This window comes from Micromonospora marina (genome assembly GCF_900091565.1).
In the GTDB taxonomy this organism is placed as follows: Bacteria; Actinomycetota; Actinomycetes; order Mycobacteriales; family Micromonosporaceae; genus Micromonospora; species Micromonospora marina.
Window position 1 is genome coordinate 65557 of sequence record NZ_FMCV01000013.1, and the last position, 25531, is coordinate 91087.

General features: G+C 72.6%; 24 protein-coding genes, 1 pseudogene and 1 riboswitch. Of the genes and pseudogenes, 14 read left to right on the forward strand and 11 right to left on the reverse strand.

What is annotated here, in order from left to right; genetic code table 11:
* Nucleotides 1-176: 176 nt before the first annotated feature.
* The 3 genes from GA0070215_RS16710 to GA0070215_RS16720 all read right to left on the reverse strand — a co-directional run bounded on the left by GA0070215_RS16710 (nucleotide 177) and on the right by GA0070215_RS16720 (nucleotide 2654).
* The gene (locus tag GA0070215_RS16710; protein ID WP_244167024.1) at nucleotides 177-518 is read right to left on the reverse strand and encodes a recombinase zinc ribbon domain-containing protein; all 342 of its coding nucleotides are present in this window, start codon (nucleotides 516-518) and stop codon (nucleotides 177-179) included.
* A 208-nt stretch (nucleotides 519-726) separates the two neighbouring features.
* Nucleotides 727-1248: a GNAT family N-acetyltransferase gene (locus tag GA0070215_RS16715; RefSeq protein WP_091047143.1), complete on the reverse strand. Its 522-nt coding sequence runs from the start codon at nucleotides 1246-1248 to the stop codon at nucleotides 727-729.
* The gene (locus GA0070215_RS16720; RefSeq protein WP_167361524.1) at nucleotides 1245-2654 is read right to left on the reverse strand and encodes a helix-turn-helix domain-containing protein; all 1410 of its coding nucleotides are present in this window, start codon (nucleotides 2652-2654) and stop codon (nucleotides 1245-1247) included. Before GA0070215_RS16720 ends, GA0070215_RS16715 begins: the two co-directional genes overlap by 4 nt.
* Before the next feature lie 301 nt (nucleotides 2655-2955).
* Between GA0070215_RS16720 and GA0070215_RS16725 the strand changes: the two genes are divergently transcribed.
* The 5 genes from GA0070215_RS16725 (at nucleotide 2956) to GA0070215_RS16745 (ending at nucleotide 6367) form a co-directional block, all read left to right on the forward strand.
* Entirely contained in the window at nucleotides 2956-3246 is a 291-nt protein-coding gene (locus GA0070215_RS16725; protein WP_141708209.1) for a hypothetical protein, read from the forward strand.
* A gap of 26 nt (nucleotides 3247-3272) precedes the next feature.
* Complete coding sequence (locus tag GA0070215_RS16730) at nucleotides 3273-3968, forward strand: AAA family ATPase (RefSeq protein WP_091047154.1); 696 nt, start codon at nucleotides 3273-3275, stop codon at nucleotides 3966-3968.
* Nucleotides 3965-5128: a radical SAM/SPASM domain-containing protein gene (locus GA0070215_RS16735; RefSeq protein ID WP_091047160.1), complete on the forward strand. Its 1164-nt coding sequence runs from the start codon at nucleotides 3965-3967 to the stop codon at nucleotides 5126-5128. The genes GA0070215_RS16730 and GA0070215_RS16735 overlap by 4 nt, the downstream gene beginning before the upstream one ends.
* An 82-nt stretch (nucleotides 5129-5210) precedes the next feature.
* A complete protein-coding gene (locus GA0070215_RS16740; RefSeq protein ID WP_091047163.1) occupies nucleotides 5211-5642 on the forward strand; it encodes an NUDIX hydrolase in 432 nt (143 codons plus the stop codon).
* Nucleotides 5643-5644: 2 nt separating this feature from the next.
* Nucleotides 5645-6367, forward strand: a complete 723-nt coding sequence (locus GA0070215_RS16745) for a carbohydrate kinase family protein (RefSeq protein ID WP_091047166.1) — start codon at nucleotides 5645-5647, stop codon at nucleotides 6365-6367.
* Nucleotides 6368-6455: 88 nt separating this feature from the next.
* Here GA0070215_RS16745 and thrC read toward each other — a convergent pair whose 3' ends face one another.
* Nucleotides 6456-7745 carry a threonine synthase gene (gene thrC / locus GA0070215_RS16750; RefSeq protein WP_091047170.1) on the reverse strand — a complete coding sequence of 430 codons (1290 nt, stop codon included), beginning with the start codon at nucleotides 7743-7745 and terminating at the stop codon, nucleotides 6456-6458.
* Nucleotides 7746-7758: 13 nt separating this feature from the next.
* Nucleotides 7759-7891: riboswitch (SAM riboswitch) on the reverse strand.
* Nucleotides 7892-8214: 323 nt separating this feature from the next.
* On the opposite strand from thrC, the pseudogene GA0070215_RS29135 reads away from it, so the two are divergent.
* Nucleotides 8215-8289, forward strand: a pseudogene (locus GA0070215_RS29135) (DUF4232 domain-containing protein); the annotation flags it as partial.
* 72 nt (nucleotides 8290-8361) lie between these two features.
* Here GA0070215_RS29135 and GA0070215_RS16760 read toward each other — a convergent pair.
* Together GA0070215_RS16760 and GA0070215_RS16765 are read right to left on the reverse strand one after the other, a co-directional pair.
* Nucleotides 8362-9279, reverse strand: coding sequence for an ABC transporter permease subunit (locus GA0070215_RS16760; RefSeq protein WP_036346572.1), 918 nt, complete (start codon nucleotides 9277-9279; stop codon nucleotides 8362-8364).
* The gene (locus tag GA0070215_RS16765) at nucleotides 9279-12143 is read right to left on the reverse strand and encodes an alpha/beta fold hydrolase (protein WP_091047174.1); all 2865 of its coding nucleotides are present in this window, start codon (nucleotides 12141-12143) and stop codon (nucleotides 9279-9281) included. Before GA0070215_RS16765 ends, GA0070215_RS16760 begins: the two co-directional genes overlap by 1 nt.
* 376 nt (nucleotides 12144-12519) lie before the next feature.
* On the opposite strand from GA0070215_RS16765, the gene GA0070215_RS16770 reads away from it, so the two are divergent.
* Genes GA0070215_RS16770 through GA0070215_RS16800 form a run of 7 tightly spaced genes read left to right on the forward strand, consistent with a single transcriptional unit; the run spans nucleotide 12520 to nucleotide 20883 of the window.
* Nucleotides 12520-13698 carry a hypothetical protein gene (locus GA0070215_RS16770; protein WP_091047177.1) on the forward strand — a complete coding sequence of 393 codons (1179 nt, stop codon included), beginning with the start codon at nucleotides 12520-12522 and terminating at the stop codon, nucleotides 13696-13698.
* On the forward strand, nucleotides 13685-16426 hold the full coding sequence (locus tag GA0070215_RS16775) for a sensor histidine kinase (protein WP_091047180.1): 2742 nt from the start codon (nucleotides 13685-13687) through the stop codon (nucleotides 16424-16426). The genes GA0070215_RS16770 and GA0070215_RS16775 overlap by 14 nt, the downstream gene beginning before the upstream one ends.
* On the forward strand, nucleotides 16423-16887 hold the full coding sequence (locus tag GA0070215_RS16780; protein ID WP_013288866.1) for a roadblock/LC7 domain-containing protein: 465 nt from the start codon (nucleotides 16423-16425) through the stop codon (nucleotides 16885-16887). Before GA0070215_RS16775 ends, GA0070215_RS16780 begins: the two co-directional genes overlap by 4 nt.
* Nucleotides 16884-17333, forward strand: a complete 450-nt coding sequence (locus GA0070215_RS16785) for a DUF742 domain-containing protein (RefSeq protein WP_018787957.1) — start codon at nucleotides 16884-16886, stop codon at nucleotides 17331-17333. Before GA0070215_RS16780 ends, GA0070215_RS16785 begins: the two co-directional genes overlap by 4 nt.
* Nucleotides 17311-18072, forward strand: a complete 762-nt coding sequence (locus GA0070215_RS16790) for a GTP-binding protein (RefSeq protein WP_208600362.1) — start codon at nucleotides 17311-17313, stop codon at nucleotides 18070-18072. Before GA0070215_RS16785 ends, GA0070215_RS16790 begins: the two co-directional genes overlap by 23 nt.
* A 47-nt stretch (nucleotides 18073-18119) precedes the next feature.
* Nucleotides 18120-18605, forward strand: a complete 486-nt coding sequence (locus tag GA0070215_RS16795; RefSeq protein WP_026268497.1) for a hypothetical protein — start codon at nucleotides 18120-18122, stop codon at nucleotides 18603-18605.
* Between the two features lie 37 nt (nucleotides 18606-18642).
* Complete coding sequence (locus GA0070215_RS16800) at nucleotides 18643-20883, forward strand: AAA family ATPase (protein ID WP_091047184.1); 2241 nt, start codon at nucleotides 18643-18645, stop codon at nucleotides 20881-20883.
* A 183-nt stretch (nucleotides 20884-21066) separates the two neighbouring features.
* Here GA0070215_RS16800 and GA0070215_RS16805 read toward each other — a convergent pair whose 3' ends face one another.
* Together GA0070215_RS16805 and GA0070215_RS16810 are read right to left on the reverse strand one after the other, a co-directional pair.
* Nucleotides 21067-21576 carry a GNAT family N-acetyltransferase gene (locus tag GA0070215_RS16805; RefSeq protein ID WP_018787953.1) on the reverse strand — a complete coding sequence of 170 codons (510 nt, stop codon included), beginning with the start codon at nucleotides 21574-21576 and terminating at the stop codon, nucleotides 21067-21069.
* A gap of 149 nt (nucleotides 21577-21725) precedes the next feature.
* On the reverse strand, nucleotides 21726-22628 hold the full coding sequence (locus tag GA0070215_RS16810) for a hypothetical protein (protein ID WP_091047188.1): 903 nt from the start codon (nucleotides 22626-22628) through the stop codon (nucleotides 21726-21728).
* Nucleotides 22629-22781: 153 nt separating this feature from the next.
* On the opposite strand from GA0070215_RS16810, the gene GA0070215_RS16815 reads away from it, so the two are divergent.
* On the forward strand, nucleotides 22782-22994 hold the full coding sequence (locus tag GA0070215_RS16815) for a hypothetical protein (RefSeq protein WP_026268495.1): 213 nt from the start codon (nucleotides 22782-22784) through the stop codon (nucleotides 22992-22994).
* A gap of 6 nt (nucleotides 22995-23000) precedes the next feature.
* On the opposite strand, the gene GA0070215_RS16820 is transcribed toward GA0070215_RS16815, so the two are convergent.
* From GA0070215_RS16820 to GA0070215_RS16830, 3 genes are all read right to left on the reverse strand, one after another.
* Nucleotides 23001-23387 (reverse strand): DUF3263 domain-containing protein, encoded by a 387-nt coding sequence (locus GA0070215_RS16820; protein ID WP_091047190.1) that lies wholly within the window; start codon nucleotides 23385-23387, stop codon nucleotides 23001-23003.
* A gap of 134 nt (nucleotides 23388-23521) precedes the next feature.
* Entirely contained in the window at nucleotides 23522-24535 is a 1014-nt protein-coding gene (locus tag GA0070215_RS16825) for an ABC transporter permease subunit (protein WP_091047194.1), read from the reverse strand.
* Nucleotides 24532-25530 carry an ATP-binding cassette domain-containing protein gene (locus tag GA0070215_RS16830; RefSeq protein WP_091047197.1) on the reverse strand — a complete coding sequence of 333 codons (999 nt, stop codon included), beginning with the start codon at nucleotides 25528-25530 and terminating at the stop codon, nucleotides 24532-24534. Before GA0070215_RS16830 ends, GA0070215_RS16825 begins: the two co-directional genes overlap by 4 nt.
* Nucleotide 25531: the final 1 nt, after the last annotated feature.

Consider the following 25531-nt stretch of genomic DNA (forward strand, 5'->3'; position numbering starts at 1 on the left):
GCTGGCCTCTTCGGACGTTGGTCGGGAGGGACGTCCGCACAACGCCTCCGGCGTTGGGTCGCAAGAACTTGAAAAGTCTCCGGCGGATGCCCTCCCGCACGAAGCATCTTGCGCCGTCCGGTTCCTGCCGTCAAGTCCTTGAGGGCGGTTTTCTGGCACTCACCGCACATCACCGGCTACCCACCGATAGCTGCGGAGTTCGTCTTGCCGACTCTTGAGCTGGCCAGCTTGACGGTCAGGTCGTTGAGGCGGATGAAGTCGATCAGCGCTTCGGCGACCCCGTCATCGAGCAGATCGGCGTCAATACGGGCCGCGCAGCATCCGGCCGGTCCGTAGCGGGCGCGGATGAAGCAGGTGTAGTAGCGGTAACGGCGAAGCTTGCCGGTGGCGGAGGTGACGACGTACTTGCAGCCGCACCTGGGGCACGTGATCGGGTCTGCTGCACCGATCCGGCGGGTCGGGTCGTAGTCGGAGGCGGCGCGTTGCGAGTGGGCCTCGCCGCGGGCTTCCAGGACCACCCTGGCATCGGGCGACAGTTCCTCGTCGACCAGGGCGGGTGGGCCTGTTCAGCGGTGACGTCGCGGAAGCCGACTTCGCCGAGGTAGAGCCGGTTGGCCAGCATCCGGCCGATGGTGTGTCCCCACATCCCCCGGGGAAGGGGGAAGGGCGTGGCTTCTGACCTCGCCTGTCAGGTCCGGTCGGATCGTGTCAGGCCATGGTGCTGCTTCAGAGCTGAAGGACGAGTACATCCATCGGTGGGACGCCGGGTGGGTAGGCGGTGGCGACGGGTTGCCAGCCCCAGTGTTGATAGATGTGGCGCGCTGGCGCGGCGGGGTTGGAGCACAGTGTCGCCAGGTGTTCCGGCCGGTCGTCGAGCAGGGTCGTCATGAGCTGTGTGCCGATTCCCTGGCCGCGATGTGGCTTGCGTACGGCGAGTTCGATGACGGCGAACTTGGTCCGTCCCTTGGTCTCGATGGGTTCGTGGTCGGTTTCTGGCCACCATTCGTCGGCGGAGAAGGCGTGCCCGTAGGCGTAGCCGACCACTTCGGTGTCGGTCTCCGCGATGACGAGGGTGAAGCCGGGCTGGGAGGACTCCTCGGCGAACCGTTGTACGTAGGCGGCGACGTGTTCGTCGGTTTCCAGGTATGGCGGTTCGGCATAGACCTCCCGGTAGAGGTCTATGAAATGCGGCCGATAGCGTGGCAGGGCGATTGCGTCGAGGCGGTGGATGTGAGGTTGGCTGGTCACGCAGGCTGCCCGGTGATCTGGAGTGCGTGGACCTGTCCAAGAAGATCACGGGCGGCTGGCGAGGTGGATGCTTGAAGCTGGTGGCAGAACTCGCGCAACCGGGCGTGTGCCCGGCCGGAGCGGACGTCTTTGAACAGTGGCAGCACTGGGGCGACGACATGGCAGGCGCGGGTCTGGTCGCCTTCGGCGAGCAGCGACAGGCCGAGGCGGATGCTGTAGTAGGCGCGGTTGCGCTGGAACTTGGCTCCCAGACCGTCGACAGCCGCCTGCATTGCGGTGGCGGCGTGGTCGGGTCGGCCGAGGTAGTCGCTGGCGGTGGCGCCGCGGGCGGCGAGTTCCGCGGTGTCGAAGAATGCGAGCCAGTGTGGGTCTTCCTCGCCGATGTCGGGGTGGAAGACGTGGTAGGCGCGGTGCATCGCGTTGCGTGAGGCGGTGGCGTCGCCGAGTTGTGCCCAGCAGACGGCCTCGCGCGCCGCAAGCAGTGCGGCCAGGCGTGGCGGTGCCCAGCCGGCGGCTCGGCGTTGCGCGAGTTGGATGAGCTGGATGGCCTCGCGGGGGCGTGCCTGGTAGCGCGACAGCGTGTTCATGCTCGCGAGGGTGAGGACTTCCAGGTTGAGGTCGTCGGCGAGTTGGGCGGCGCGAAGCGCTTCTCCGTAGTAGAACCTGGCGTCTTCGTAGCGGCCGGCGTCGAAGTGGAGCCAGCCGGCCATCTCAGCCATCTCGCCGTACGCGGATTGAAGCTCGCGGCCGGTCGGCTCGTTGTAGTCGGCCTGGTTGAGCAGGCTGTCGACCTTACTCAGGCACCACTGGGCGGCCTGGCAGACGGCCTCGCCGCCGATCTGATCGTCGAGGGTGTACAGCTCGGGCACCATGAGTCGGATCTGGCGTGCCCCGTCGGCGGTGACGTAGGTCTGGACCTCGCCGAGTACCGCCGCGAACGGCGCGGCCAACGAGGCGCTGACCAGCGTGCGGCGCTTCATCGGCTCGACCTCCTCGTCTCCCTGCGCGCCCAGATTATCCCCAGACCAAGCCGCGACGGGAGCGAGCCCGGCGAGCAGGCGCGGCGCGCCGAGACCGTCCACGATCTGGCTGATGGTGCGGATGTCGAAGCACCTACTCATGCCGCTCATCAACCGGGAGACATGCGCCTGGGACAGGCCGGTCAGCTCGGCCAACTGCGTCTGCGACGCGCCGGTCTCGTTGGCCACGGCGGTCAGCACGGTCTGCCAGTTCCACTGGCTCAACGCCCGACGCATGTCCGCGGTGAACCACACCTGCGGAGGCACCTGCATCGTCAGCGCGGGTGTCCCACGGCGGCTTGAGATGCACGGAGAGCATTGCGCTGCGGTGTTGTAGCGGCTCAGCGGCGTGCCGCAGTCCTGACAGCGGCGGTCGTGCTCGGACACGCGCATCCTCCCGTGACCATCGGCTATACGGCGACGCATAGCTGCCTCCCACATCGATGTGTAGCGCAGCGTGAGGCCGTAGACGACTGTACGCATTGTGTCGCGAACCTGGTCGATGCGCGACCGGGGACGCACACAGCGAACGTGACCTTGCCGCCGGACGCCGACAGGGCTGCGACGGTAAGCGTCGGGCGGACGCGCTGCGGCTGATGCTGCTGGCGCGTCCGCCATCCAACAACATCATGCCCCTGGCGGGGCTGCGCTCGATGGCCGGAAAGGGGCCGTGATCATGACGACTGTCGTGGACGAGCCGATCACCGTACGCACCGAGGCACGTGGCGCATTGGCTGTTCATCGCACGGCCGACGACGGTCTGTGCGTCGGCTGCCTTGATCTTGCCCGTCTGGCGATGTGGCCGTGCCCCCGCGCCGCCGACGCGGCGAGCTTTCTCGCCCGCCGGGCGCGCGGCATGGCGAAGGTCCACATCGGGCGCCGCAGCGGGCTGGAGATCCCGGACGGTCCCCGTGTGCAGCCGTCGCTGACGGTCGAGCAGCTTGAGCAGGTTCTGGTCGGGCTGCGGGAGCTGCGATGAGATCGCATCCTGCCTCACCGCAAAGCATGATCGCGGTCATCGGGCCGCCCGGCTCGGGAAAGACCACCGTTGTCACGGCGCTCGCAGCGCACGAGCGAGTGTCGGTGTTCCGGCTGCGTGAGGCGGTGCGCCGCTGTCCGGATCTGCTGGCCGGCCTGCCTCCCAGCACCGTTCCGCTTGGCTGGGTCAGCGACGAAGCCGTCGTCAAGGTGCTTCGGGGGATGTTCCTGGAACACCGCTTCCCGACGGGCGACGAGCCGATCCTGCTGGACAACTTCCCCGGCACCGCAAGCCAGCTGCGCCATCTCGCCTCCATCGCTACCTCGCTCGGCCGGCGTCTGAGCATCCTGGAGTTACGGGCCACTGCGGCCACCCTGGCCGTGCGCGTAGCGGCCAGACGGGTGTGCCGACGTTGCGGGCCGGATCGCCACGCCCCTGCTCGGCCAGCCGCTTCCGATCCGGCGCGATGCGCCCGGTGCGGCGGTGAACTGAAGCGCCGCGACACCGACAACCCTCATATCCACGCGCTTCGCCTGGCCCGCTACCAGCGCAACCGGCCGAAGATCGCCGCAGCGGCGACCCGACTGCACATCCCGCACCTGGTCCTGCACGCCGGCCACTGCGCGCCCGTGGTGTCTCGTCTGGCGAGGCACCTGGTAGCCGTCCTGACCGATCCCGCCCCGGCCTACCGAGCCGCGTCTCATCCAGGGAGCCCAAAGTGACCACTGTCCTGCCCATACCCGCCCTGCGCCGCGACCGCGCGGCGGTGACCGACGCCTACGGCAACGCCCGCCTGCCCGCCTCAGCCCTCGGCACCCACCCCAACCGGATCGACAAGATCCCCTACGGCCGATTCCGCAACGTCTACCTCTACATCACCGAGGCCTGCCAACTGCGCTGCGAGCACTGCTACATGGGTGACCGCCTGGAGCGAGCGCTGAAGATGCCCTACGAGGCGGTGATGAAGACGCTGACCACCTGGCGGCAGATGGGCGGCTCGAAGCTGACCATCCTGGGCGGCGAGCCCACCCTGCACCCGGACTACATCCCGATCATCCGCAACGCCAAGGCACTCGGCTACGAGCACGTCATCACCACCAGCAACGGCCTCGGCCCGGCCGCGAAGAAGTTCGCCCACATGGAGCCCGAGGACTTCTCGTACGTGCAGATCAGCCTCGACGGCGGTAGCTCGGAAAGCCACGACCAGGTCCGCGGCGCAGGCACGTTCGAGCAGGCCCTCGCCACGGTCGCCGAACTGTGCCGGCGCGGTTTCGACACCCGCATCATCTGCACCGTGAACAAGGCCAACCTCGGCGACTGCCTGAACCTGCTGGACATCGCCGACGAGCTGGGCGCGTCGCTGGTCAAGTACCACGTCTTCTCGGTGATCGGGTCCGGGCACGGAGCCGCCGAGTGGGGCATCCAGCCCGCCGAATGGATCGACTTCTACGAGCAGCTCGAACGGGTCGGCCCACGTCACAAGACCCGTATCTGGTACCAGCCCACCTACGCCCGCCGCGAGCGCATGCCACAGTACGCCGCCGATGGCTACCGAGGCTGCATCGGACGCACCCTCGACCGGATCTCGATCTTCCCGGACGGGCGGGCCTACGTGTGCTCGTTCCTGTTCGACACCGACCTGCACTTCGCCAACATGATCGATGGACAGGTCGTCCTCAACAAAGATGCCAACGAGTTCGACCTGTTCACCCAGGTGCTCACCAGGGCGAGCTGCGGATCGTGCAAGGTCAGCGGCTCGTGCATGGGTGGCTGCCCCGCCGAGGAACTGGTCATGGGCGCGGCCTCCTGCGCCGTCGAGCCGGACATCGTGCCTGTTTGCCGCCTCTGGAAAGCCGATGTGCCCACCGGCCCGGCAACCTGACCAGTCCATCTGCCCAGCGAAAAATGCAACCTGCGTCACCACCGTGAGGCAGCCCTCATTCACGATCGACAAGGAATCATTCATGGGCCGCTACCAGGCATGCATCGACCTGCACCTCATCCTGCGCGACGAGCACGGCCGCGTTCTGCTCGGCGAGCGCCAGAACACCGGCTGGGCAGACGGACAGTTCGGCTTGCCCTCCGGTCACCTTGAAGACGGTGAGTCCGCCCGCGAGGGCGCTGCACGGGAAGCCGAAGAAGAGATCGGCGTTCTCATCAAAGCCGACGAACTGCGGCTGGTGCACCTCATGCACCATCACACCAACTCCGGCCGTGTCGCCCTGTTCTTCGAGGTCCGCTCCTGGACCGGCGAGATCACCAACACCGAGCCGGACAAGTGCGCAGGCTGGGACTTCCACGACCTGACCGACCTGCCCGCCAACGTGGTGCCCTATGTCGCCGAAGCGCTGCGCCACGTGGCCGCCGGGCAACGGTACTCAGAGCAGGGCTGGTAGCCATGCCGCCAGCGACGGGACCAGATCTGGCGTGCTTCGGCTACCTCGCCTACGCCCAGGTCTTCAGCGTCACCGCCTACCCGGCCGCCAACAGCGGAACTTGCGTCACCCAGATCATCCCGTCGCTGGCCGGAGACGCACCCATCGCCGCGCTCACCGCACGGCAACTCGGAACCCACGTCAGTCTCGTCAGCAACCCGGTCAGCCTCGACCCCGCCGGCCTGACCGTGCTGCACACCCTCGACACGATCGGCGTGGCTCATCAAGCCGTACCCGCCGCGATGTCCGGGCCGGGCACCCCGCAGTTGACCATCGTGACCGACGAGGCTGGCACCCGCACCTGGTACGCCTGGCTCGGCACCGCCACCAACCACCTCAACACCGCCGATCCGACACCGCTGGCCACGGCACGCCTGGCCTACATCGACTGCTATCGCGTCATCGACCTCGCGGCAGCCGCCGCGATCACCGCCAGCCGGGCACCACTGCTGCTCAATCTCGGCGGCGACCCGTTATCCGAAGCCGTGGCATCAGCCGCGAGCAATCGCCGCGTCGCATTCGTGCAGACCAACCTCGACGAAGCCGACGCCGACCAAGCCGAAAGCCTTGCCACCGCGCTCCACGAGCGGATCGCCGCCGACACCATCGTCATCACGCTCACCGCTGAGCGGTTTCCCGGGCAGCCCGGCCCTTTGGTCGCACGTAAAGGGCCGGGCCCCGAGTGACCGAAGGCCCGAGCAGACCGGATGACCGCACCACACCGCAGAAGGCGGGTTCGCCGGCAGTCCTTGGCCACCGGCAGCAAAGGGGGTGTCAGGCGAGGAGGCCGGCGTCGCGGGCGGCGCGGAGGCTGGGCTTGATGCGGTGCGTGGGACCGACCTGGGCGGCCACCGCGTCGAGCGTCTTCAGACCCTCGCCGGTGTTGAACACCACCGTCTCGGCGGTCGGGTCGAGTCGACCCGACTCGATCAGCTTGCGCAGCACCGCGACCGTCACGCCGCCCGCCGTCTCGGCGAACACCCCTGTGGTACGGGCGAGCAGCCGGATGCCCGCGCGGATCTCGTCGTCGTCGGCGTAGTCCATCCAGCCGCCGGTACGCCGCACGGCCTCCAGCGCGTACAGCCCGGCCGCCGGGTCGCCGATGTTCAGCGACTTGGCGATGCCGCCCGGCTTGACCGGCACGATCGTGTCGGTGTCGCCGTGCAGCGCGGTGGCGATCGGGTTGCAGCCGGCCGACTGCGCGCCGAACACCTTCCAGCCGCCGGCCGGCGCCTCGACCAGCCCGATCTCGACCAGCTCGGCGAACGCCTTGTCGATCTTGGTGAGCAGCTCGCCGCTGGCCATCGGGATGACCACCTGGGCCGGGATCCGCCAGCCCAGTTGCTCGGCCACCTCGTAGCCGAGCGTCTTGGAGCCCTCCGCGTAGTAGGGCCGCACGTTCACGTTGACGAACGCGGTGTCCTCGAACTCGTCGGTCTCCACCAGTTCGCCGCAGAGCCGGTTCACGTCGTCGTACGAGCCGTCGATGGCGACCAGGTCGCCGCCGTAGACCGCGGTGGTGACGACCTTGCCCTGCTCCAGGTCGCCGGGGATGAAGACGACCGACGGCACGCCCGCCCGGGCCGCGTGCGCCGCGACCGAGTTGGCGAGGTTGCCGGTGGAGGCGCAGGCGTAGCGGGTGAAGCCGAGCGCGCGGGCCGCGGTGAGTGCCACCGACACGACCCGGTCCTTGAACGAGTGGGTGGGGTTCGCGCTGTCGTCCTTGACCCAGAGCGGCGCGGTGAGCCCCAGCTCGGCCGCGAGGTGCGGGGCGGCGACCAGCGGCGTCAGCCCCGGGTCGAGCGTGACCCGGGCGGCCGGGTCCTGACCGGCCGGCAGCAGCGCCGCGTACCGCCAGATGTTGCCCGGGCCGGCCTCGATCTGCTCGCGGGTGACGGTGGCCAGGGCGGCGGTGTCGTAGTCGACCTCCAGCGGCCCGAAACACTCGTGACAGGCGTGCTGCGCGGCGAGCGGGTACCGCGCCGAACAGGCACGGCAGACCAGGGCGCGGGCCGGGCTGAGGGTGGTGTCGATACCGGTGGCGACGGGAAGCGTCGACGTCATGTCGAGGAGTTTCCTCTCATCTTTCCCCGCATCGCCGGGTGCGGCGGGGACGGAATTGGCACCTGCCCGCCGTCGCTCGTCGTCGAGCGTGCGGGTGGTTGCCGGGGCGTCGTCGGGCCGTATCCCTCAGCCCCTCTGGATGAGGTATTCAGTTGTGCCGCCGAGTCTAGGCGCTGCGCACGGCCGCGCCACCCGGGGATCCCACGCTGTGGGCCGCCGCCGGCGCGACGAGGTGGGATGATCGCCGGATGCGGAGCACGGCGCGCCTGGTCGGTGCCCTCACCAGCGTGACGCTGATGGCCGCCTGCGCCCCGGCTCAGGGGCCCGGCTGCCCGACCGGCCGCTCACTGGAGTCGACCCGCTGACCACGGTTCCGCCGCGTCCGGGCGCCCCCACGGCCGAGCCGGTGCCCGCCGCCACCTGCTCCCCGGAGGGCATCGCGATCACCGAGCTGGGGGTGAGCGCCGCGATGGGGCTGCGGGCGATGGGCCTGGACCTGCTCAACTGCGGCGACCGGCCGCACGAGCTGCGCGGCTGTCCGACGGTCACGCTCCGGGACGCCGACGGCGACCCGGAGCGAGGTGCGGATCATCCCGGGCGCCCCCGTCCGGTCAGCTCAGCTCGTGACGTCCTTGCGGGTGAAGCGCCAGAAGGCAAGGCCCCAGAACAACGTGGCGTAGACGACCGCCGAGAACGCGCCCTTGACCACGTCGTCGGTCTGCATCGGCGTGGACAGCAACCCCAGCCAGGCGCTGCTGTAGTGGGTCGGCAGCAGGTTCCGCAGCCCGCCCAGCGCGGTGATCTGGTCCAGGATGCTGGACAGGATCCACAGCAGCACCGCACCGCCGACCGCACCGAGCGCGGCATCGGTGGTCACCGACAGCAGGAACGCCAGCCCGGCCACCACCAGCAGCACGACCGCCAGGTAGCCGAGCACGCCGAGCAGCCGCAGCAACCCGTCGGCCGGGGCCAGCTCGGCCGAGACCTGGCTGCTCAGCGGCTTCCAGCCGTACCGGAGCGTGCCGGCGAGCAGCGCGGTGCCGGCCAGCAACAACAGGGCCAGCCCGGAGTACGCGAGCGCGACGACCAGCTTCACCGCGAGCAGCCGGGCCCGGGGCACCGGCACGGCCAGCAGGTAACGCAGGCTGCCCCAGCTCGCCTCGCTCGCCACCGTGTCGCCGCAGAACAGCGCCACCACCACGACCAGCAGGAACGACGCCGACACCAGGATCGAGAACAGGGTGAAGTTGAGCCCGCCCGACGTGGCCAGGTCGGCCAGGCTGGAGAACTCGCCCCGCCCGCCGCCGTCGTCGTCCCCGGCGTCGAACTGGAACGCCACCAGGATGATCAGCGGCAGCAGCACCATGAACCCCAGTGCGAGCTGGGTACGCCGGCGCGACGCCTGCCGCCGGAACTCCGCGCCGAACGGGAGCGTGGCCGGGGGCCGGTAACCGGCCGCCGCGCCGCCCGCGCCCGGCGCCGCCGTACCGGACGTGCCGCCACCAGGCGACGATGCCACAGACGAACCCGCCATCACCGGTCCCCGCTTCCCCGAGAGTTCTCGCCCACCAGGGCGAGGAACGCGTCCTCCAGGCGGCGCCGGGGCACCACCCGGTCCACCCCGATGCCGGCGCGGACCAGTTCGGCCACCACCTCGCTGCGGGCGGTGCCGTTGGTGTCGACCACCAGCCCGCCGTCCACGTCGGGCAGCACCCGTACGCCGCCGAGCCGGTCGAGCACCGTACGCGCCGCCTCCGGGTCACTCACCTCGAACAGCACGCTCGGCGACTCGCCGACGATCTCCTCCACCGGGCCGGACGCCACGATCCGCCCCTTGTTCACCACCACCGCGTGCGTGCAGGTCTGCTCCACCTCGGCGAGCAGGTGGCTGGAGACCAGCACCGCACGGCCGTCGGTGGCGTAGCGCTGGAGCACCCGGCGCATCTCGGCGATCTGCGGCGGGTCCAGCCCGTCCGTCGGCTCGTCCAGCACCAGCAGCTCGGGCAGGCCGAGCATGGCCTGGGCGATGGCCAGCCGCTGCCGCATGCCGTGGCTGTACTTCCTCGTCCGCCGGTGCACCGAGTCGCCCAGCCCGGCGATCTCCAGCGCCTCGTCGAAGTGCGCGTCCTCCCACGGCCGGCCGGTGGCCCGCCAGTACGCCTTGAGGTTGTCCAGACCGGACAGGTGCGGCAGGAAGCCCGGCCCCTCGACCAGTGCGCCGATCCGGGACAGCACCGGCGAGCCCGGCACCAGCCGGTGACCGAAGACGTAGATCTCACCGGCGGTGGGCTGGGTCAGTCCCATCAGCACCCGCAGCGTGGTGGTCTTGCCCGCGCCGTTGGGCCCGAGCAGGCCGACCACCTGACCGGGGTGCACCTCGAAGTCCACGTCGGAGACCGCGACGAAGCCGTCCGCGTACTCCTTGCGCAGGTTGCGCACCGCCAGCGGGACACCTGCGTACTCCGGGTGCACGGAGTCGTCCTGGCGGCGGTGCCGGCGGCGGGTGAGCAGCACGACCACGACGAGCCCGAGCACGATCGCGGCGACCAGCCCGGCCAGCGCCCAGCGCCAGATCGTGGCGGTGGTGGGAATCGGCGTGGCGTCGACGGTGGGCAGCGTCAGCGGCCCGTCCGCGAGCGCCACTGTGTGCACGGCCGGTTCGGCCGGCGAGGCGTACGCCTGGTCCGACGTCGCCACCACGAGCCGCAGCCGGTGTCCGGCCTCGACCCGCCGGACGATCCCCGGCAGCGTCACGGTGACCGGGGTGGCCGCGTCGACGGTGGCCGGCAGGCCGGTGAGGCGCACCGGTGCGACCAGGCCGGACGGCAGCGTGGCCGCGCCCCGCGGGTCGACGTCGTAGAGCTTCACGAACAGCACCGCCTCGCCGGTCGGGGAGGCGGCCCGGATCCGCACCGTGGGGGCGCCCACCACGTCGACCGGCTCGTCCAGCGGTGCCGACTCGAAGCGCGCGTGCTGGCCCGGGATGTCACCGGCGACGCCGTCCAGCAGTGAGCCGAGCGCGCCCGCGAACGGCACCGAGGAGATCGCCGCCGGGTTGCCGTTCGGCGGTACGGCGACCGGCTGGGGCGGACCGGCGAGCGTCACCTCGCGCCGGTCCTGCCCCGCCAGCCCCGGGTAGTCGGCGGTCCGGAACCCGGTCGCCACCAGACCCCGGTCGAGCGCGTCGAACCCGGCGATCCGGGAGAACGTGAACGTGTCGCCGGGTGCCGCGCCGTCCCCCTTGACGTAGTGGTCGAGCCACTGCGCGGTCAGGAACTTCACCCGGTCGGAGTCGGAGGTGGGTCCGGAGCCGCCGTCGTGGCCGCCGGTGAACCAGGCGACCCGGACCGGCGTGCCGGCGGCGGCGATGCCGCGGGCGTTGGCGTCCGCCTCGGCCAGCGGGAACAGCGTGTCCGCCTCGCCCTGCACCAGCAGCGTCGGCGACTTGATCCGGTCGAGCACGCCGGCCGGCGACGACCGGCGCAGCAGCTCGACCGCCGCCGCGTCGGCCCGGCCCGTGGTGGCGATGCGCAGGTACGCGGCGCAGACGTCGGCCGCGAAGCGACCGCAGGACGGGTCGGCGGCACCGGCCGGCGTGCGACCGGAACCGGTGCCCGGCCCGGCGCCCGGCCGCGGGCTCGGCGGGCCGGCGGACTCGGGCGCGCCCTCCGGTGCGGCGGCGGTGGCCCCGGAGAGCCCGGCCGGGCCGCTTCCGGCGTTCCCGCCGCCGCCGAAGAAGATGCCCGCCCAGCCCTTCTTGAACACGCCGTCGGTGGGCTGCCGGCCGCTGCTCTCGGGCAGGAACGCCCGGGACAGGTCGTTCCAGGTGATCATCGGGACGATCGCGTCGACCCGCTGGTCCTGCGCGGCCAGCAGCAGGGCCAGGCCGCCGCCGTACGAGCCGCCGACCACACCGACCCGGGGGTCGCCGGCCGCGTCGAGGCGGATGTCCGGCCGCTGCGCCAGCCGGTCGAGCAGCCGCTGCGCGTCACGCACCTCGTAGTCGGGGTCGTCCAGGTGGATCTGACCGCCGCTGCGACCGAACCCGCGGGCGGTCCAGGTGAGCACCGCGTACCCGCGGGCGACCAGGTCCTCGGCGTCGGAGCGGACCGAGTCCTTGGTCCCGCCGAAGCCGTGCGCCAGCAGCACCGCCGGTACCCGGTTCGACGACGAGGCGCCCTCCGGCAGGTAGAGCGTGGTGTCCAGGTCGACCGGCTCGTCGCCGGAGGGCCCGGAACGCACTGTCACCAGCGCCGGTTCGGTCCGGAAGTCCGCGCCCTGCGGCCGGGCCACCCAGACCAGCGCGGCGGCGACGAGGACGACCACCACCACGGCGGCGACGGTGCGGCGCGGACGGCCGGCCAGTGCGCGCCGGAGCCGCGCGGCGGTTGATCTCATGCGCCACACGGTACGGGCCGACAGCTGAGCGTTCGCTGAGATCCGCCGTACGTCTGTCCGGTTGCACCGATCGTCGAGTAGCGTCCGTCATCCGCCAAAGGTCCAGAGCGTCCCAGCGGGACGTATTCGGATCATGTGAATTCACATCTACGGGCGCAAAACGTCATCGATGTCACGTCTCGGCAACACGATCACACGCTACGTACCACTCCCCTTGACGCAGAGTCACCCAGAGTGGACTGACGTGAAGCCGACTCATTGGCCGAGGTCCCACCCGCGTCCGGTTCGGCTACTTTTCCGGTCCGGTGCACGGGACTGCGTACGGCGACCCCCCGGGGCACCGATCGCCCCGCCGTCGCCGGAGGAGACACACACCATGACAGTCCCCGCGTCGCGGGTCCGTCGGCGGCCCGCCGTACCGGGCCGCACGCTCGCCCTGGTCCTGGCGCTGGCGCTGCTGGCCCCACTCGGGCTGATCTTCGTCCAGGCCGAACGCGACTTCGCCGACGACCACGACCTGGTGAGCCGGGAACGGCTCGGCGTCCGCTACCTGCGCGCCCTCGGGCCGCTCACCGACGCGGTGGTGGAGGCCCAGGCCATCGCCGTCGCCGAGGGGGCCGTCTCCCGGGCCTCGCTCGCCGCCGCCGTCGAGGGCGTCGCGGAGGTGGACAACGCCGTCGGCGACGAGCTGCGCACCCACGAACGCTGGGCCGGGCTGCGGGCCAAGCTGGAGGCGCTGCCGGACCGCGGAATCGGTGACCCCGAGGCGGCGTTCCGGGCCTACAGCGAGGCGTCCGACCTGCTCCTGGCCCTCTACCGCAAGGTGCGGGAGAGCTCCGGGCTGATCCGCGACCCGCGCTCCGACTCGTTCTTCCTCCAGGACGGCATCGGCGGGGACCTGCCCACCGCGACCGTGCTGGCCGGGCGGCTCGTCGACCTGGCCCGGCTGTCCGCCAAGCGCCCCGCCGCCGAACGCGCGCGCATCGGCGCGGAGCTGGCCGAGCTGCGCGTCTCCGCGCTCGGTCCCGCCAACGGCCTGGTCGCCGACCTGCGCTCGGCGGTCGACAGCTCGGAGAGCACCGACCTGGGCGCCAACGTGCTCACTCCGCTGGACACCTACCAGCGTTCGCTGGAGACGTTCGCGCTCTATTCGGCGCCCGGCGCCGGCCGGTCCGCGCCGAGCACCGACCAGCTCACCCGCGCCGGGATCAGCGCGCAGAACTCCGCCAAGCAGCTCCGCACGGTGATCCTCGACCAGCTCGACGCGCTGCTGCGGGAACGGCTCGACGCGCTGGAGCGGGACCGGCTGCTGGGCCGGATCGCCGCCGCCGCGGCGGCGGCGCTGATCGCCGGGATCGTCGCGCTGCACGTGGCCGCGCTGCGCCGGGACCGGTCCCGGGCCACCCCGGCACGCCGGGAACCGGCCGAGGCCGGGCCGGCGCCGGCTGTCCACCCGAACCCACCGCTCCCCGCGCCCGGGGCAGACCGTCAGCCCGTCGCGGTGGGGCACGGTGGCGACGCCGACCGGTGGAGGCCGTTCGATGCTGCTCGGTAGGTTACGCATCCGGGGCAAGCTCGCCCTGCTGGTGATCATTCCGCTGCTCAGCATGGTCGGGCTCGCCGTACCGGTCGTCATCGACCGGGTGACCGCCGCCCGGGAGGCCGCCGACACCGCCGAGACCGTCCGGGTCGCCAGCCGGGTCGGCAGCCTGGTCCAGGACCTTCAGCAGGAACGCCTGCTGTCGGTCGGGCTGCTGCTCGGGCGGGTGAGCCGTACCGAGCTGATCCAGAAGTCGGCCACCGTCGACGACCGGGTCGCCGACCTGCGCGCCGAGCCGCTGCCGGCGGCGGTCCGCGACAGCCTCGACGCGGTGCGCCGGCTGGAGGACGTCCGCAACACCACGCTCGCCGGACGGGCCACCCCGCAGCAGATCCTGACCGTGTTCGGCGAGGTCGACACCGCCCTGATCGACGCGCTGCGGCTGCCCTTCCAGGTGGACACCGACACCCCGGCCGGACGGCAGGTGCTCGCCCTGGACGCGCTGCTGCGCGTCGACGAGGCCCTCAGCTCGTGCACCACCCAGATCGTGCTGGTCAAGGCGACGGGCGATCCGCAGTTGGCCCGCTCGTTCGTGGCGTGCGTGGCGGCGCTCAACGTCGACAACCGGCGGTTCCGCAAGCTGATCACGCCCGAGCAGCTCAAGGTGGCCGAGCTGGACGACGCGGCGGTGGCCGCCCGGACCAGCCCGACGTTCCTGGCGGACAGCATCCGCGACCCGGACGGGGCGATCGCCCCGGTGCCGCTGGACGTGCTGTTCCCGTCGGCCCGGTCGATGATCACGCTGGGCCAGTTCGTGGAGAAGAAGGTCGTCGCGGACGTCATCGCGGAGACCCGCTCGCGGGAACGGGAGGCCCTGACCGCAGCCTGGCTGGTCAGCCTGGGAACGGCGGCGATCCTGCTCGTCGTGGTGCTGCTGAGCATGACGGTGGCGCGTATGGTGGCCCGGCCGCTGAGCCGGCTCACCCGCTCCGCCGAGCGCGTCGCCCGGGTCACCGAGGCCGAACTGACCCGGGTCGCCGACGACGAGTCCGAGGCCGTCCCCCCGGTACGCCTCGACCCGGTCGAGGTGAGCGCCCGGGACGAGATCGGCGACCTGGCCCGCGCGTTCGACCGGGTGCAGCACACCGCCGCCCGGCTGGTCGAGCGGCAGGTCGCCGGGCGGCGCAACGTGGCGCAGATGTTCGGCCACGTCGGCCGCCGTACGCAGAACCTCGTCGGCCGCCAGATCGCGCTCATCGACCGGCTGGAACGGCAGGAGACCGACCCGGGCCGCCTGGAGCACCTCTACCGGCTGGACCACATCTCCAGCCGGTTGCGCCGCAACGCGGGCAGCCTGGTGGTGCTCTCCGGCGCCACCGGCTCGGACGGTCACGTGGCACCGGTCCCGCTGGCTGACGTGGTCCGGCTCGCGCTCGGCGAGATCGAGGACTACACCCGCGTCGACGTGGAGGTGCCGCCCGGCGTGGCGGCGGCCCCCGCCATCGCCGGCGATCTGGTGCTGACGCTCGCCGAGCTGATGGAGAACGCCACCTCGTTCTCGCCGCCGCACACCCGCGTGGTGGTGACAGGTGAGCTGACCGACGGCGGGGCCCGGCTGGTCGTGGTCGACCACGGCATCGGCCTGACCGAGGACCGGATGACCGAGGAGAACGCCCGGTTCACCCGGCGGGAACGCCTCGACCTCGCCCCGACCGAGGTCCTCGGCCTGTTCGTGGTCGGCCGACTGGCCCGCCGGCACGGCTGGAGCGTCCGGCTGAGCCACACCCCCGGCAGCGGCGTCACCGCCGCGCTGGAGATCCCGGGCGCCTCGCTCGTGATCCGCCGCCCCGAGCCGGTCGGCGCCGGGGCCGGCCGGGCCGCGGTGCCCGGCGCCCGCGAGCCGGAGCCGCCGGCCGTCGACGCGCCGGCTGTCAACGCGCCGGCCGGCTTCGACGCCGAGATGCTGACCCGGGCCACGCGCAGCATGTCCAGCGGCGACCCGTGGAACGCCTTCGGCAGCCAGTCCGGCACCGGGGAGGCGGACGAGGCCGACGGTGGCCCGCCGTCGGCCTGGCCGCCCGGCGCCCGGCCGGCCGGACCGGCGGCGCGTCCCGGGCACGTCTCCCCGCCGACACCGGTCGTCGGCCCGGCACCGGCCGCTCCCCCGGCCGCCCGGCCGACGACCGGCCCGACCCTGGCACCGCCGACGACCGGCCCGACCCTGGCACCGCCGGCCACCCGTCCGGTCCTGGCGCCGTCCACCGGCCCGGCGCTCGCTCCGCCACCCCCGGCCGTGCCGGCACCGACCGGGCCGAACCCGGCCGGCCCACCCGCCGGGCGGCCCGGTACCCGGTCGCCGATCCGGCAGCGGGTGCCCGGCGCGAATCTGCCGGCCGCCCCGCCCGCCGGTCCGGCCGGACCGGCCACCGGCGGGCCGCTGATCGGCGTACCGGCGGATCCGTCCAGCGTCCGGGCCCTGGTCGAGGCGTTCCAGGACGGGGTACGGCGGGCCGAGGGCGACGTCGACCAGGCGCCCCCGGTGGCGGAGCGGCCCCGGCTCAGCCGCCGGGTGCCGGGCGCGAACCTGTCCGTCTCCCCGGCGCAGTCCGTACCCCCCACCAGCTCCGACCCCGGCGACCCCGTCGAGGTCCGCAACCGGATCAGCGAGTTCGAGGCGGGCGTCGCCCGTGCTCTGCGCGAAGTCAGTACCGACCGCCGCTACGAAGAGGACCCATCACGGTGACCAGCCCCTTCCTCCACGAGAACGTCGAACAGAGCACCACCGGTGACCTCAGTCCCGAGGCACGCACCTTCAACTGGCTGCTCGACTCGTTCACCTCCAGCACCGCCGGGGTGATGGAGGCGATCGCGGTCTCCTCGGACGGGCTGTTGATGGCCATGTCCGCGATCAAGGACCGGTCCAACGCGGAACGGCTCGCCGCCGTGGTCTCCGGCATGACCAGCCTCGCCGGCGGCGCGGCCAGCTGGTACGCGCTCGGCGCGCTCAACCGGGTGATCGTCGACATGGCCGAGGGATACCTGCTGATCAGCGCGATCAGCAGCGGCTCGGTGCTCGGCGTCGTCGCCGACCGCACGGCGAACCTGGGCACCGTGGCGTACGAGATGACGCTGTTCGCCGGCCGCGCCGGCGGTGCCCTGAGTCCCCGCCTGATAGCCGAACTGAAGAACGCCGTACAGCAATGATCCCAGGGGCCGCCGGCGCGGACCCGGAGCCGGAGCCCGGCGTCCGGATCCGCCCCTTCCTGAACGCGTCCGCTCCGGTGCCGGAGCCGGACGCGGGCGACGGGGAGCCGACCGGCCCACGCCCCTTCGTGCTGACCTCCGGACGGGTGGACGGCGACCCGGCAATCGGCCTGGAGACCCAGGTCACCGCTCGTCCGGGCAGCACCTCGTGGGCGGTGACCGCCCGGTTGGCCCCGGAGCTGGCGGCGATCGTCGCGATCTGCGCCGAACCCGTCTCGGTGGCCGAGATCTCCGCCCGGACCCGGATGCACTTCGGGGTGACCCGGGTGCTGGTCGGCGACCTCCGGGCCGCCGGCCATCTCGACGTGCACGTCGCGGACGTCGACGACGCCCTCGATCCCGACATCATCCTGCGAGTGATTGATGGACTTCGTGCGATCTCCTGAATGGCCGGCGGCCGCCACGGGCGGGCCGGCCGCGAACAGCGCCCCGAGCCGCTACGGCGGCCCGGCGCCGCTGATCGGCCGGGCCACGCCGCCCCCGCCCACCCCGCCGCTGCCGTACCTGCCGCCCGGTACGCCGCCGGCCGAACCGGCTCCGATCGTCAGCCGGGTGCCGGCGCCCCGGCCGCCGATCCCGGTCAAGATCCTCATCGCCGGTGGCTTCGGGGTCGGCAAGACCACCACCGTCGGCGCGATCTCCGAGATCGCGCCGCTGACCACCGAGGCGGAGATGACCACCGCCGGCATCGGCATCGACGACCTGGGCGGGGTCGCCGGGAAGACCACCACCACCGTGGCCATGGACTTCGGTTGCGTGACCATCGACCGCAGCCTGAAGCTCTACCTCTTCGGTACGCCCGGCCAGGCGCGCTTCGGGTTCATGTGGGACGACCTGGCCCGGGGCGCGCTCGGCGCGCTCGTGGTGGTGGACAGCGCCCGGCTCGACGACTGCTACCCGGCGGTCGACTTCTTCGAGCGGTCCGGGCTGCCGTTCGCGGTGGGCGTCAACGCCTTCGACGGCCGGCTGGCCCTGGACCTGCCGTCGATCCGCTGGGCGCTGGCGATCGCCGAGCACGTGCCGCTGGTGCAGTTCGACGCCCGGGACCGCCTCTCGGTACGGGACGCCCTGCTCATCGTCCTGGACCGCGCGCTGGACCGGGCCACCCGATCCCGGGCAGGCTGAGAACCGGCAGTCGTTTCGATCCGTTGTCTGGCGAAGGGGTGGACGCCATGAGAGGTGATCTGGACGAGACACTGGCCCGGATGGCGCGTCGCGAGGAGGCGCTGCGCCGCCGGGCGCCGATGCCCGGCGAGCCGGCCGGCCGGGACGCAGCCGCGGAGGCGGCGGACGAGCCGGGCGACGGGCGGGCGGGGCACGGCGCGTACCGGCTGCGCGGCGGCGAGGCACCGGTGCGGCGCGACCCGGTCGAGGAGGTCGCCGAGGCGGTCCGGCGGGTGGTGGCCGAGCACCCCGGGCTCGCCGTGACGCTTCGGGTGGAACTGGGCGAGCAGGCGTACCCGCTGCGGGTCTCCTGGTCCGGCCCGGCGGTGACGGTGGACCCGGCGACGCCGCCCGCGCCGCCGCCGGCGTGGCCCATGTCGGTGAAGACGGTGCCCGCGCCCGGCCACGACCCGCTGGAGTCCGACCCGGCGGCCCGGCTGGCCGAGATGATCCGGCGCGACCCCTCGCTGCTGGACGACCCGGGCCCGCGCTGACCCGGCACCCGATGATCGGGACGGCTACTGTCGGCGGGTGGCCGAACCCGACCTGACCCTGACCGCGACGCTGCGGCCGGCCGCGCTCGACGCCCGCCGCGGCGTGGTGCGCCTGCATCCCGAGGTGCTCACCGCGCTGGCGCTGCGCCCCGGCGACCCGGTGCGCCTGACCGGTCGCCGGGTCACCGCCGGGATCGCGGCCGCCGCCGAGCCGAGCACCAGCGGCGCCCTGCTGCACGCCGACGACCTGCTGCTGGGCAATCTCGGCATGCGAGCCGGCGGCCAGGTCACGGTGAGTCCGCTGCCGGCGACCCCGGCGCGCCGGCTCACGCTCTCCGGTCCGGCCGCGGTGGTCGCCGCGGTCCCGCCGGAGATGCTGCGGCTGGCACTGCTGGGCAAGGTGGTCACCGCCGGGGACGACGTCTCGCTGCTGCCGCAGGACGTGCTGCCGGACGCCGCCGTGCGCGGCCTGATCGAGGCCGCGCGGCGCAGTCTGGCCAGTTCCGTCGGGTACGCCTGGACGAGCACGCTGCTCACCGTCGTGTCGGCCGAACCGGCGGTCGGTGCGCTCGTCACCATGGACACGGTGGTGGGCTGGGAGCACGGCGCCGCCACTCGGGGCTCCGGCCCGGCGTCCTCGGCCTCCACCGCCAGGGTCTCCGCCCCCACCGCCCCGGCCGGACCGGAAGCCGACGGGGACCTGCTCGGTCCGGAGGACGCACCCGACGTGGACGAACTACCCGGCCTGCGCGCCCAGGCCGAGGAGCTGACCGAACTGCTGGACCTGGGCTTCCACCACCGTGAGGTGCTGGGCCGGCTCGGTACCACCGTCTCGCTCGGTGTGCTGGTGGAGGGCCCGGCAGGCTCGGGCAAGTCCGCGCTGGTGCGTGCCGTCGCCGCCCGGGTCGGCGCGGGTGTCCGGCCGCTCTGGGCTCCGGAGCTGGCCGCACTCGGCAACGACGCGGCAGCCCGCCGGCTGCGCGAGGCGGCCTCGGCGGTCCGCGCCGGTGCTCCCGCCGTGCTGCTTGTCACCGACGTGGAGTCGATCGCCCCGGCCGACGAGCCGGGCCCGCTGGCCACCGTGTTCCGGCAGGTGGTGGCCGAGACGCTGCGGGCCGGCGCCGCGGTGGTGTGCACCAGCGGACGCCCCGAGGCAGTCGATCCGGCACTGCGCGGCCCGGACCTGCTCGCGCTGCGGATCACCGTGCCGCTGCCCGACGCGGCGCTGCGCCGGGAGCAGTTGACGGTGCTGACCCGTGAGGTGCCGCTCGCAGGTGACGTCCGGCTGGACGAGGTGGCCGCCCGTACCCCCGGGTTCGTCGCGGCGGACCTGGCGGCGCTGGTACGCGAGGCCGGGGTACGCGCGGCGCTGCGCCAGAAGACGGCGCAGACGCCGACGGTGGCGATGGCCGACTTCACCGCCGCGCTGGAGGTGGTCCGGCCGACCACGATGTCCGCCTCCACGCTGGAGCTGGCGTCGGTGACGCTGGACGACGTGGGCGGGCTGCACGAGGTCAAGCAGACACTCACCGAGTCGGTGCTCTGGCCGCTCACCTATCCGGACACGTTCGCCCGGCTGGGCGTGACGCCGCCGCGCGGCGTGCTGCTCTACGGCCCGCCCGGCTGCGGCAAGACCTACCTGGTGACGGCGCTGGCCGGTTCCGGGCGGGCGAACGTGCTGTCGGTGAAGGGCGCGGAGCTGCTCTCGAAGTGGGTGGGTGAGAGCGAGCGGGCGGTCCGGGAGCTGTTCCGCCGCGCCCGCCAGGCCGCGCCCACGCTGGTTTTCCTGGACGAGGTGGACGCGCTGGCCCCGGTACGCGGGCAGGCCACCGACGGCGGTACGACCGACCGGGTGGTGGCGGCGCTGCTCACCGAGCTGGACGGCGTGGAGGCGCTGCGCAACGTGGTGGTGGTCGGCGCGACCAACCGGCCGGAGCTGGTCGACCCGGCGCTGCTGCGTCCCGGCCGGCTGGAACGCCTCGTGTACGTGCCGCCACCGGACGGCCCGGCCCGCACGGAGATCCTCCGCGCGTCCGCCCGGGACGTCCCGCTCGCCCCGGACGTGGACCTCGACGCGCTCGGCACCGAGCTGGACGGCTTCTCCGCCGCCGACTGCGCCGCGCTGATCCGGGAGGCGGCGCTGGCCGCCATGCGGGAGTCGCTGGAGGCGAGCACGGTGACCGCCGCGCATGTCGAGGCGGCCCGGGACCGCGTCCGGCCCTCGCTGGACCCGGTACAGCTCGCGCACCTGGAGTCGTACGCCGCCGGCCGGTCCTGACCGCTCGCGCGGCAGCCGGGCGGCTCGCGCCGCGCCCCGGTCAGCTCTCGTCGCGGTGGCGGGCGGCCGGACGGCGGCAGCGACCGCCGCGGCGAGTGTCAGCGCGGTACGCGTCTCCTGCCAGCGGAACCACCCACCAAGGTGGCGTTGAGCAGGGAGAACTCAGGCAGCGGGGAAGAGGGCTCAGCGGATCGGCAGGGCAGCATCCAGGCAGATACGCGCGTGCAGTACGCCGTCTTCCTCGCGCAGTTCCGCGCCGCATCTGCGCAGCACCGAGATCGCGCCCGCATTGTCCGGCGTGGTGTTCGCGACCACCGTTTGCATTCCGGCCGCGGCGGCGACGTGCAGCAACTGCCGCAGTGCCGCAGCGCCCAGGCCACGGCCCCGCGCCGACCGGCCGAGCCACATGCCGGTCTCCACGGTTCCCGGCTCGTCCCGGCGGGTCATCCGCACCATGCCGACCACCTCGCCGCCGGAGACGATCGCATACATGGCCGTGCCGGTCGGGCCGTTCAGCCCACCGAGGCTGGCGCGGTGGAACTCGCGGAACGCGTCGCGGCGGGCCAGCGACCAGCCCGCCGGGGCGTCTACCGGAGGCATGACGTCCTCCGGCTCCGCCTCAGCCGCCGCTACGGAGAGCAACGGCTCCAGGTTCCGCTCGTCCACCGGCTCCAGCCGTACCGCACCCGTCACGTCGCGCAGTCTGCCGCGCGTGGTCCGGGTCGTCCACCCCTTTGGGGAGGGATTGCCGCTATGGCCGACCGCCTCGTCCGGTCGTACCCCCAGGGGGTTACGCCTCACGCTGCGTTGCCATCCGACCGGTCGTTCCGACGTGAGCGTGCTCACGCCGGCGGGTCGAACTCGCAGAGCACGGCCGAGGCGTCGTCGGTGCGCTTACGTCGCCGCAGCCGGTCCGGGTGGTCCCGCTCGGCCACCCGGACCCGGTCGATCAGCCCTTCCGGGCCCTCCACGGTCAGCACCTCCAGCAGCCCGCCCCAGTCGAACAGGCCGAACTGGTCGACCGCGCAGGAGGTGCCGTCGCTGAGCAGCGCGGCCCGGCGCAGCGCACCCGGACCGCGCAGCGGAAGCGTCCCGGTCAGCGCGTGGTACGCCGCGTCCGGGTCGCTCGCCGCCGCCCAGTAGCCGTGGGTGCGGTTCATCCGGGTCCGCTGCACTGTCGTCGCGCGGCGGAACCGGATCACCGGGTCGGTCTCGCCGTCCGGCAGCGCCGCGGCACTGCGGCGAAGGTCCGCCACCGCGTGGGCCAGCCGGTCGTCGGTGACCACCTCGATCCCGCGGCCGGTGTCGAGCACCAGCGGGCTGTCGCAGAGCACGAGGTAGTCGACCCGGTCGCCGCTTTCCCGCAGCAGGCACACGGTGGACGACGGCGTGCCCGGATGGTCCAGGTCGCACGTCCCGCCGTGGTCGGCCCGCACCGCGAGGATCGCCGCGGCGAGACTGCTCATCAGCGTGGCGGCGGGGCGGGCCGCGATCGCCAGGCCGATCCGGGCGGCCAGGTGGCGGACGTACCAGGCGGGGCCGTGCGCGCAGCCGGTGTCGAAGCCCTCGGGCACCGTCGCGCCGTCGAGGACGCCGACGAGCGGGCCGAACCGGAAGACCACGTCCTCGTTCTCCGGCCGGCCGGGTGCCGGGTCGGAGGCGGAACGCACCCGCATCACCGGCGCCTCAGCGGTCGGGCGGACCGGCCTGCTGCCGATCGCGTACCGGCGGTCTGGTGCCCCCATCGTCGGCCTCCGTTCGTCGTCGCCGGCCGCCTACCCGGACCGCGCCCGGTCATCCGCCGCCCGACCCGATCGCGGCAACCCTGCGTCATCTTCACCGTACTTTAGGTAGCGTCGGCCGTGACCGGGTCGGTCCCGGCGTCAGGGGGTTTCGAGATGTTGGAGCGGTTGCACGAGAGCGGCTTCCGGGCGGAGCACGCCTACCTCGCCGGATTCGTCAGCATCGGCCTCTCGATGACCAGTTGGTTCCTCTCCAAGCACATGGAGCGCGCCGGGGTGGCGCGGGCGGACCGCTGGGGCATCTTCATCGGCGAGTGGGCGCCCACGTTCTTCGCCATCGGCAACGGGCTGCGCACGTACGAGAAATGACGTTCGTCAGCGGCGCCGGTTACGGGCCCGCGACGAGCGCAGCCGGCGCAGCCGGCCGATCAGCACCGGCTCGGCGGCGAGCGCGGCCGGCTGGTCGAGCAGTGCGTTGAGCAGCTGGTAGTAGCGGGTCGCGGAGAGCCCGAACGTGTCCCTGATGGCCTGCTCCTTGGCACCGGCGTGCTTCCACCACTGCGCCTCGAACGCGAGGATCCGCCGCTCCCGCTCGGTGAGGCCGTCGCCCCCGTCGGCGGGCGCGGACCGGTCCGGCGGGGTGGACTCGACCGGGGGCGCGGTGCGAGGCGGCGGAACAGCACCCGCGTGGCGCGTACCCGCTGTCGGCCCCGACGGGTCGGGCCGGTCGACGGCGGCCCGCTGCGAGGCGTCGGCGGACATGGCGCTCCTCTCCGACGGCGGGTGACCGGCGCGCGGAACGCGCCGGCCCAGGGAGCCCAGCGTAACCAGGGCCGCCCCCGGCCGCATCGGACGCGGGGTCCGCGCCGCCGGAGGAGCCGGCGGCGCGGACGAGGTCAGGAGATGTCCCGCCGCCGCATCGTCCAGAACGCGGCCGCGACCGCGCCCACCAGGGCCACGCCGAACACGACTGCCGACTGCTGCCAGGTGACCATGTACGTGGCCGGTTCGCAGGCGCCCTGGGAGAACTGGCAGGTGTGGTAGTCGAACAGCTCCGCCTGCTTCAGGAACCACGACTGGGCGTACGTGGACAGCACGTACCGGTCCCCGAACTGGACGCCGAGCACGGCGACCGCGATCCGGATGCCGATCTCACTCACCGCGAAGATCCCCACCGCCGCGCCCAGGGCCATCGCCGTGTGCCGGCCGAGCGAGGCCAGCGCGAACCCGATCGCCGCCACGAGGAGCGTCATGGCCAGCGCGCGCAGGCCGTCCAGTCCGATCGACCGCCACACTCCGGCGGTCATCTTCGCGGTGCTGCCGCGCTGACTGGCGATCAGCCAGAACGCCGCCGTCCAGAGGGCGCCGAGCACCACGGTCAGGCCGAGCACGGTGGTGAGCAGGGCGGCCAGTTTCGTGCCCAGCACGGTGAGCCGCTTCGGCCGCCAGAGCAGCAGGTTCATCATCCCGCCGGTGTTCCACTCGGCGCCCACGAAGGAGGCGCCGACGATGAAGCCGAACAGCGCCACGGAAGCGGCGAACACGGCGATGAACATCGGGAACTCGGCCCGGAAGTCGAACTGGTACGGCAGGTACCAGTTCGCCTCGAACATGTCTGGCTGCGGCTGGTAGTCCTTGCCGCAGTTCGGGCCGTACCGTTCCTCGGTATTATCGCCCCGGGCCGCGGCGGCCTCGCACTCGGAGACGCTGCGCTGCCACTCCTTGACCGAGTTCTGGTAGTTGTTGTTCGCCTTGGCCTCGGCCGCGGCCACAGTGGCGGGCGAGAGCTTCTCGCTGGAGAAGCTGAACGCGGTGGCCACGGTGGCCAGGCCGACGACCAGCAGCACGAGCATCAGCCGGGTCACCCGGCGTTTGCCGAGCCGGCGCAGCTCGGTGACGAACAGGCTCATGCGCCCCAACCTCCTGTGGTGCCGGCCTGGTCGACCTTGGCGGACTGATCGACCTGACGGTGCTGGCCGGGGACCGGCGCGGTGGCGGTCAGTTCGAGGAAGACGCTCTCCAGGTCGACCGCGACCGGGGTGAGCTCGCTGACGTAGAGGCCCTGCTCGGCGAGGAGCCGGCTGACGGTGGCCGGCTTGTCCACGCCGGACAGCAACAGGTGGTCGGGCTCGGTGGTGACGCGGACCCCGGCACGGGTGAGCGCGTCGGCGGCCTGGGGCAGGTCGCCGACCGCTTCCAGGCGTACCCGCACGGAGCCCTGGGAGTGGGCCGCGAGCACCTGCTCGACCGGCCCGAACGCGACCCGGCGGCCGAGCGAGATGATCGTGACCGAGTCGCAGATGAGCTGGATCTCGCCCAGGATGTGGCTGGAGAGCACCACTGTCATGCCGTTCTCGGACAGCTCCCGCATCAGCCCGCGCATCTCCCGGATGCCGCCCGGGTCGAGGCCGTTCGCCGGCTCGTCGAGGATCAGCAGCTTGGGGTTCTTGAGCAGCGCGGAGGCGACCGCGAGGCGCTGCTTCATGCCGAGCGAGTAGGTCTTCACCCGCTCGCCCGCCCGGTCGCGCAGCCCGACCAGCTCCAGCACCTCGTCCACGCGCTGCTTGGGCAGCTCACCGGCCTGCGCGAGCAGGCCCAGCGTGTCGCGGGCGGAGAAGTGCGGGAAGAACTGCGGGCTCTCCACGATGGCGCCGACCTGCCCGGCGACCGCCGGCAGCGCGTGCGGCAGCTCCTGGCCGAGGATGGCCATCCGGCCGCTGTTGGGCCGGATCAGGCCGAGCAGCGTACGCAGTGTGGTGGTCTTGCCCGAGCCGTTCGGGCCGAGGAAGCCGTGCACCTGGCCGGCCTCGACTCGCATGTCGAAGCCGTCGAGCGCGCGGCGGACCCCGCGTTTCCGGCTCCGGTACGTCTTGCGGAGACCTTCGATCTCCAGGACAGCCGACACA